The 8618-nt window shown below is 34.2% G+C and carries 7 protein-coding genes and 1 pseudogene; 3 read left to right on the forward strand and 5 right to left on the reverse strand.

The window, feature by feature from the left end:
- Positions 1-177 precede the first annotated feature (177 nt).
- The 3 genes and pseudogenes from QZZ51_RS16685 (at position 178) to QZZ51_RS15210 (ending at position 1184) form a co-directional block, all read left to right on the forward strand.
- A complete protein-coding gene (locus tag QZZ51_RS16685; RefSeq protein WP_366511986.1) occupies positions 178-327 on the forward strand; it encodes a hypothetical protein in 150 nt (49 codons plus the stop codon).
- Positions 327-569, forward strand: a complete 243-nt coding sequence (locus tag QZZ51_RS16690; protein ID WP_366511987.1) for a hypothetical protein — start codon at positions 327-329, stop codon at positions 567-569. The genes QZZ51_RS16685 and QZZ51_RS16690 overlap by 1 nt, the downstream gene beginning before the upstream one ends.
- A 155-nt stretch (positions 570-724) precedes the next feature.
- Positions 725-1184: pseudogene (locus QZZ51_RS15210) on the forward strand (biopolymer transporter ExbD).
- A gap of 608 nt (positions 1185-1792) precedes the next feature.
- Here the strand turns inward: QZZ51_RS15210 and rpoN are convergent.
- From rpoN to pyrH, 5 genes are all read right to left on the reverse strand, one after another.
- A complete protein-coding gene (gene rpoN, locus QZZ51_RS15215) occupies positions 1793-3247 on the reverse strand; it encodes an RNA polymerase factor sigma-54 (RefSeq protein ID WP_291871206.1) in 1455 nt (484 codons plus the stop codon).
- A 40-nt stretch (positions 3248-3287) separates the two neighbouring features.
- A complete protein-coding gene (asnS, locus tag QZZ51_RS15220; RefSeq protein WP_291871208.1) occupies positions 3288-4721 on the reverse strand; it encodes an asparagine--tRNA ligase in 1434 nt (477 codons plus the stop codon).
- A 95-nt stretch (positions 4722-4816) separates the two neighbouring features.
- The gene (locus tag QZZ51_RS15225; RefSeq protein ID WP_291871210.1) at positions 4817-7219 is read right to left on the reverse strand and encodes an efflux RND transporter permease subunit; all 2403 of its coding nucleotides are present in this window, start codon (positions 7217-7219) and stop codon (positions 4817-4819) included.
- 170 nt (positions 7220-7389) lie between these two features.
- Positions 7390-7947 (reverse strand): ribosome recycling factor, encoded by a 558-nt coding sequence (gene frr, locus QZZ51_RS15230; protein ID WP_291871212.1) that lies wholly within the window; start codon positions 7945-7947, stop codon positions 7390-7392.
- 40 nt (positions 7948-7987) lie between these two features.
- Positions 7988-8618, reverse strand: a 631-nt coding sequence (gene pyrH / locus QZZ51_RS15235) for a UMP kinase (RefSeq protein WP_291871214.1), incomplete at its 5' end; no start/stop codon positions are given.

Here is an 8618-nt window from a genome sequence, read left to right on the forward strand (position 1 = left end):
GTTAGTATTTTATTAATAGTAATTCACCCACAATTTTACATTGTTAAATTTATACACTTAGCTAGGCAAAATATATTGTTTAATTAAATGTATTATTTATGGATTTAAGAGACGAAGTGCCTCAGGTTAGTGCGGGCTCAATGGCAGACATTGCTTTTTTATTACTCCTCTTTTTTTTTGGTTACTACTAGTATTGAAACGGATTCAGGAATGGACCGTATGTTGCCGTCTATGGAAACTATTCCAGTTATAAATGTAAAGAAGAAGAACATTTTATCCATAACTGTAAATAGTGAGGGTGATTTATTAATTGATTTGATGGCTTAGTGCCCTTAAAAGACTTAAAATTAGTAGCAATAGACTTTTTGGATAATGGAGGAGCAATTAGTGCTGATAAAGGTTACTGTGATTATTGTAAAGGAAAACGGGATGTTAAATCTTCAGATAGTCCTTTAAAGGCAATAATATCATTGGTAACGAGTAGAGAGGCTGCTTATGAAGATTATATAGCTGTACAGGGCCAATTATTAATGGCTTATAGTGAACTTAGGACAGGGGAGTCTAGTTAGTGTATAATTTAGATTTTAGGTCCTTAGAAGCTATTTATAGAAGCCCTAATGTTGTTGCTAGTAAAAAGAAGGAGGTATTGGAAAAGATAAAATTTATTCAGAAAATGTACCCTTTGAACTTGTCTGAAGCTAATAGGAACTAAACCCCTTGTATTATGTCTAAATCTAAAAATAGTAATATGGCTAAAACACAGGAAGTTTCAACAGCTTCTTTGCCAGATATTGTGTTTATGCTTTTATTCTTTTTTATGACTGTAAAGGTTATGAAAGATGATGCTTTGAAAGAGGAGAATGTATTGCCAAATGCAACAGAGATTAAGAAAATGGAGAGCAAGGATAGGGTTTTGGCCTACTAGAAATTATATAAAAGTAGTTGGTGAGGAGCCTAAAATACAATTGAATTATAAACTAGCAAATGTTTTAGATGTTGGGGTCTTTGTTTTGGCAGAGATAGCAAAAAAACCTAGTTATTTAAGAGGGTTTATTACAGTGGCTTTAAAAGTAGATAAGAAAGCAAATGTGGGTCTTGTTTCAGATATAAAGCAAGAGCTTAGAAAGGTAAATGCTTTGAAAATAAATTACACTACATATGAAGGAGAGGTTTTGTCTAATTAAGGTCTAGAGCCAAAATTTAATAGTTAGTAATTGTGAGGTGATACCAACGATAAAGCCAACTAAAATTTCTGCTTTGCTATGCGCTTTTAAATAAAGTCTAGAGGAGGCGACCAGTCCAGTGGCAAGGATAAAAAAACATAAGGCAAATATGATGTTTATTTCAAAATGAACACTAAGGCTTATTAGGTACATAATTAAGCTGCCCATACTTATTAAATGCATGCTGCTTTTAAAATTAAAAAACAGGAGTAATAAAGAGCTAGAATATGCGCAAATGAGGCCAATAAAAAAATAGTAGAGTTCGCTGGTGTAGTTGTATGGTATTACCTTGTATACAACCATTAAAAGTAATGCTATGTTAATATATAAAGGGTATTTCCTTTCTTGTAAAGTGGGCATAAAAACGGTATTTACAACCCCTATATTACGAAGAATGAAATAGGAAATAATAGGAATAATAATCGTTAAGATAAAAATCGGTAATATGTTGCCGCTTTGGATGTTTATAGGGCTGTATTTTGGGGTTAAAACAAAATAAGATAATGTGCCAATTAGTGGAGTAAATAAGGGGTGAAAAATATAGGAGATTACCTCTTGGAAAGTTCTCATTAAATTTGTTTACGTAATCTAGCGACAGGGATGCTTAGCTGCTCTCGATATTTAGCAACTGTTCTTCGGGCAATAGGATATCCTCTGTCTTTTAAAATTGCTGCCAATTTATCATCTGTAAGAGGTTTTTTCTTGGTTTCCTCAGCTATAACAGTTTCTAATATTTTTTTTATTTCTTTTGTAGAAACATCTTCTCCTTGTTCATTTTTCATGGATTCAGAGAAGTATTCTTTAATTAGTTTGGTTCCATAAGGTGTGTCTACATACTTGCTGTTTGCAACACGGGATACGGTCGAGACATCCATGTGAATTTCATCTGCGATATCTTTCAATATCATAGGTCTAAGGTTACGTTCATCGCCAGATAAAAAATATTCCTTCTGGTATTGCATTATGGCATTCATGGTAATAAACAAAGTTTGTTGTCTTTGTCTAATAGCATCAATAAACCATTTAGCGGCATCTAATTTTTGTTTTATAAATTGAACAGTGTCTTTCTGAGATTTAGATTTTTCTTTAGCATCTTTGTAGCCCTGAAGCATATTGCTGTACTCTCTACTAACATGTAGTTCTGGAGCATTTCTGCCGTTCAATGTGAGTTCTAATTCTCCTTCTGCAATTTTTATAGAAAAATCAGGAACTACATGCTCTACTATTCTATTATTACCGGCATAGGAGCCACCTGGTTTTGGATTTAGTCGTTCTATTTCAGATATAGCTCCCTTGAGCTGTTCTTCTGTTATGTTGTGTTTGTTAATTAGTTTTTTGTAATGCTTTTTAGTGAATTGCTCAAAAGATTTTTCTAGAATAGCAATAGCTAATTCTATACTTGGGGAAATTTCTTTTCTTTTTAATTGAATAATTAAACATTCTTCGAGGGATCGCGCAGCAACACCAGAAGGGTCTAATTCTTGAACCATTTTAAGAACTTTTAATACAGTATTTTCATTCGTATATATATTTTGAGTAAAAGCAAGATCGTCTAAAATGTCAGTGATGGGCCTTCTTATATACCCGCTTTCATCTACACTACCAACTAAAAATTCTGCAATTTCCCATTCTTCATCAGAAAGGTATACGGTATTCAATTGGGTTAATAGGAATTGATTAAATGTTGTGCCTGCTGCATATGGAACACTTTTTTCGTCATCATCAGCACTGTAGTTATTTGTTTTAGTTCGGTAATCGGGGACCTCGTCATCACTTAAATAGTCATCTATATTTATGTCGTCTGCGGCGATAGATTCGCTATCGTCTTCTTCGTACACATCGTCATAATTATCTTCTAATGACTCCTTGTCTTCTTTGCCACCTTCTAACGCTGGGTTTTCTTCTAATTCTTGCTTAAGACGTTGTTCAAAAGCCTGTGTAGGCAACTGAATTAACTTCATCAACTGAATTTGTTGAGGAGATAATTTTTGTGATAATTTAAACTGTAAATGTTGTTTAAGCATAGGATTACTTTCTACTGTTTATAAAGTTAAGTAAATCCGATTAAAACTCCGCATTTTGTGGTGTCCTTGGGAAAGGAATTACATCTCTAATGTTGCTCATTCCTGTAGCGAAAAGTACAAGACGCTCAAAACCTAGTCCAAATCCACTATGCACCGCACTTCCGAATTTCCTTAAATCTAAATACCACCAAAGTTCTTTTTCATCGATACCTAAAGCTGCTATTTTTTCTAATAATACATCTAAACGTTCTTCTCTTTGAGAACCGCCAACAATTTCTCCGATACCTGGAAAAAGAATATCCATGGCTCTTACCGTCTTACCGTCCTCGTTTAAGCGCATATAAAATGCTTTAATATCTGCTGGGTAATCAAACAAGATTACTGGACATTTAAAGTGTTTCTCTACTAAGTAGCGTTCGTGTTCGCTTTGCAGATCAGCGCCCCAAGCATCTATTGGATACTTAAATTTTTTCTTTTTGTTTGGCTTACAATTCCTTAATATATCAATAGCCTCAGTGTAGCTTACTCTTTTAAAATTGTTTTCAGAAACAAACTTTAGTTTCTCTAATAAAGGCATTTCGCTACGCTCTGCTTGTGGTTTAGATTTTTCTTCGTCTAATAATCTTTTCTCTAAAAACTCTAGGTCTTCTGAGCAGTTTGTTACAATGTATTTAATAACATCTTTAATAAAATCTTCAGCCAAATCCATATTGTCATCCAAATCATTAAAGGCAACTTCTGGTTCTACCATCCAGAATTCCGCTAAATGTCTAGATGTGTTAGAGTTTTCAGCTCTGAAAGTAGGGCCAAAAGTATATACTTTTCCTAAGGCCATTGCGTATGCCTCTGCCTCTAACTGGCCAGATACAGTTAAATTAGTTTCTTTTCCGAAGAAATCTTCTTTATGATTAATTTCTCCTTCTTCTGTTAATGGAGGGTTTTTTTGATCTAAAGTAGTTACTCTAAACATTTCTCCTGCACCTTCGGCATCCGAACCAGTAATTATAGGGGCATGGAAATAATTAAAATCGTTTTGTCTAAAGTATTGGTGTATTGCAAAAGATAAAGCAGAACGAACGCGCATAACTGCAGCAAAAGTATTTGTGCGGATGCGTAAATGAGCTTTTTCTCTTAAGAATTCTAAGGAGTGTTTTTTTGGTTGAATAGGGTAGGTCTCAGGGTCTGCTGTACCATGAACGTAAATGTCTTTAGTCTGTATTTCTACGCTCTGACCACGGCCTTGGCTTTCTACTAAAGTCCCAGTAATTTTTAACGCCGCACCAGTAGCTATTTGTTTTAATAGATTCTCGTCTAGCTCTTCAAAATCTACAACACATTGTAAATTGTTTAATGTAGAGCCATCATTAAGGGCTATAAAACGGTTGCTTCTAAAGGTTTTTACCCATCCATTTACAGTGACTTCCTGTAATAGATGTTTTCCAGATAATAGTTCTTTTACACTAGTGGACTTCATATTAAAAATACATCAAAAATTAAAAACTCAAAGATAGCCTTTTTAATAAAAAATGGAAGTCTTCTTATGTGTATAAATAGCTTATTAAGACGAGTCTATTTATTTGTATCCTTAATTTTTATTTCTTCTTTGGGAAGAATGTCTATTTGCGGTTTCTTGAGTACTTCTTTGTTGGCTATACTTCGTTCTAATGAAAGCAGCAAGGAAGGGAGGAGTATTAGGTTTGCTAACATAGCAAATAATAAAGTAGCGGATACAAGAGCTCCAAGGGCTACAGTACCTCCAAAATCAGAAATTACAAAGACAGAAAACCCAAAGAAAAGAACTATAGAAGTATAAAACATACTTACTCCAGTTTCTCGTAAGGCGGCATAAACGGATTTTTCAATACGCCATTTGTTAACTATTAATTCTTGTCTGTATTTAGCGAGAAAGTGAATAGTGTCATCTACAGATATACCAAAAGCAATACTAAATACTAATATTGTGGAGGGTTTTATAGGGACGCCAACATAGCCCATAACTCCTGCGGTGACAAGTAAGGGCAATAGGTTTGGTATCAAAGAAATTACAATCATTCTAAACGAACGAAATAAATACGCCATGAATAATGCTATTAGCCCAATCGCAAGAGCAAGCGACATTATTAAGTTTTTTACTAAATATTTAGTGCCTTTTAAAAACAACAAAGCGCTTCCTGTCATGTATACATTGTACCTTTCTTTAGGGAATATTTTGGCAATGTGTTCTTTTAGTCTTATTTCAATTTCTTCCATGCGACTAGTCTTTACGTCTTTAATGAAAGTGGTTATTCTTGCAGTTTGCCCTGTGCTATCCACAAAACTTTTTAGCATATTTCCGTTGTTCGTAGATTTACGAGCAACATCCATAATAAAATTATTTTCTTGGGTAGTTGGTAATTGGTAGTATTTAGGGATGCCACTGTAAAATGCTTGCTTAGAGTATTTTACCAGATTTACAACAGAAATAGGCTTAGATAGTTCTGGGATATCTTCAATAATATTCCCTAACCGGTCCATTCTTTTTAATGTGGCAAGTTTTAACACCCCTTTTGGGCGCTTGGTGTCTACTACAATTTCAATTGGCATTATACCATCAAACTCTTGCTCAAAAAAACGAATATCTTTAAAAAATTCTGCTTTTTTTGGCATGTCTTCAATGGGGCTGCCTGAAATTTCTATTAGATAAATTCCGATGATGCTAACTACTAATAAAGTTATAGATGTTATATAAACTGCAATTCTTTTATGACGTACTATGCGTTCTGTCCAGTTTACAAAGGCATCGATCCATCTTTTATTTAAGTGTTTTAAATGCTTTGTCTTTGGTAGAGGCATAAAACTGTATATTATTGGAATTATAAGAAGAGATAGTATAAATATCCCAATAATGTTGATGGAAGCAACTATACCAAATTCTTTTAATAGTTTGCTGTCGGTGATTATAAAGGTGGCGAAACCAGAGGCCGTAGTGATGTTCGTCATCAAAGTTGCGTTTCCTATTTTAGAAATTACTCTTTGAAGAGATAGGGCTTGGTTCCCATGTTTTTTTATCTCTTGTTGGTATTTGTTAATTAAGAATATACAGTTGGGTATACCAATAACAATAATTAAAGGAGGAATCAATGCGGTTAGGACGGTAATCTCGTATTGTAAAAGGCCAAGTATTCCAAAGGCCCACATAACTCCTATGATTACGATGCACATGGATATTATGGTAGCTCTTACGCTTCTGAAAAAGAAGAAAAAGATAAGAGAGGTTATTCCTAATGCAGCTAAAATGAATTTTCCAATTTCATCAATTATATTTTGAGAATTCATAGTTCGTATGTATGGCATTCCTGAAATACGTACGTTAAGGCCTGTTTCTTCTTCAAAATTTTCAATAAGATGGGTCATGTCCCTTAGAATAAAATCTTTTCTTACCGAGGTATTTACAATATCCTTATCTAAATACATTACGGTACGCATGGTACCAGTTTCTTTGTTGAATAATAAGTTTTCGTAAAAAGGAAGGTCGTTAAATAGATGGTTCTTTATACTATCTACAGCAGCTTGGTTTTTAGGCTCGCTCTTAATTAAAGGAACCATAACAAACGCTTGTTTGGTGGTATCTTTTTTAAGCTCTTGTAGGTTGTCTGTCGATAAAACAAAATCTACCTCTGGGAATGCTCCAAGTTGTTTACTTAATTTGTTCCAACGGTTAAAGTTTTTTGTTGAGAAAAACGCAGTGTCTTTTATAGCAAATACAACAGCATTACCTTCCTCACCGAATTGCTTTAAAAAAGAATTGTACTCTAAGTTTACGGGGTGATCGTCTGGAAGTAAATTAGCTTGGGAGTTAGAGAAACGCATGTTTTCCCATTGCATTCCCATAAATACAGTAAAAGCTACTATTAGTAGTAGAATTAAAATTCTGTTTCTAAGAATTATATTGGCCGTCTTTGCCCAAAATCCTTGTGTAAGTTTAGCAACCATTAAGTAAAGCTTCTATTTTTAACTATGCTTTAGAAAAAGCATAGTTGCAAAGGTAAAAAATGATAGGTTGTGTTCCTAAGAAGCATACTTTAAATATTGCTCTTAGGGGTTTATAAAAATAGAAAGCAGCCCATTAAAGGCTGCTTTGTAAATTATTATGGAAGTATTATCTATACTTTCATAATTTCAGCTTCTTTTAAAGTTAGGAAAGCATCAATTTTTCGGGTATAATTATCCGTTAATTCTTGAATATCTCCCTCTGCGTTTTTCTTTAAATCTTCCGAAGCATCCTCTAATTTTTTTATTTCTTTATTTGCTTCTTGTCTTGCGGAGCGAATACTAACTTTCGCATCTTCAGCCTCTCCTTTAGCTTGTTTGGCTAAATCTCTTCTTCTTTCCTCTGTTAATGGAGGAACATTGATAATGATGCTTTCGCCGTTATTCATAGGATTAAACCCAAGGTTTGCATTCATAATTGCTTTTTCAATTTCATGAAGCATGTTTTTTTCCCATGGTTGTGCAGTAATAGTCCGGGCATCAGGAGTGCCTACATTTGCAACTTGTGCTAAAGGTGTTTGGGAGCCGTAATAGTCTACCATTACACTCGATAACATTGCTGGGCTGGCTTTACCAGCACGTATTTTTAAAAATGCTTTTTCTAAATGCAGCATGGCAGAATCCATACCTTCTTTTGTACTGTCTAGTATAAATTGTATTTCTTCGTTCATTAGTTATTTTTTAATTATATCTAACAATAATGGAGCCAAATTATAGGTTTACAATGGTTCCAATGTTTTCTCCATTGACAATTTTCAATAGATTACCTTTTGTATTCATATCAAAAACTACAATAGGTAATTCATTTTCTTGGCTTAAGGTAAAAGCAGTGGTGTCCATTACTTTTAGCCCTTTGTCTAAAACTTCCTTAAAGGAAATAGTATCAAATTTAGTGGCGTTTTTATCCTTTTCAGGATCAGAACTATATATGCCATCGACACGAGTACCTTTTAAAATTACATCTGCTTCAATTTCTATAGCTCTAAGTACAGCAGCTGAATCTGTAGTAAAATATGGGTTTCCTGTTCCTCCTCCAAAGATTACTACGCGGCCTTTTTCTAAGTGTCGCATTGCTTTTCTTCGGATAAAAGGCTCTGCTACTTCGTTAATTTTTATTGCTGTTTGTAGTCTTGTTTGTACTTCTTTAATCTCTAAAGCACTTTGTAAAGCTAAACCATTAATCACTGTGGCAAGCATACCCATATGGTCTCCTTGTACACGATCCATCCCTGTTGCTGCGCCTGCTAAACCTCTAAAAATGTTTCCGCCACCTATTACAATAGCAACTTGAATACCTTTGGCGACTACTTGTTTAATCTCTTCTGCATATTCAGCAAGCCTA

The sequence above is a fragment of the Maribacter sp. genome, assembly GCF_016744255.1.
In the GTDB taxonomy this organism is placed as follows: Bacteria; Bacteroidota; Bacteroidia; order Flavobacteriales; family Flavobacteriaceae; genus Maribacter_B.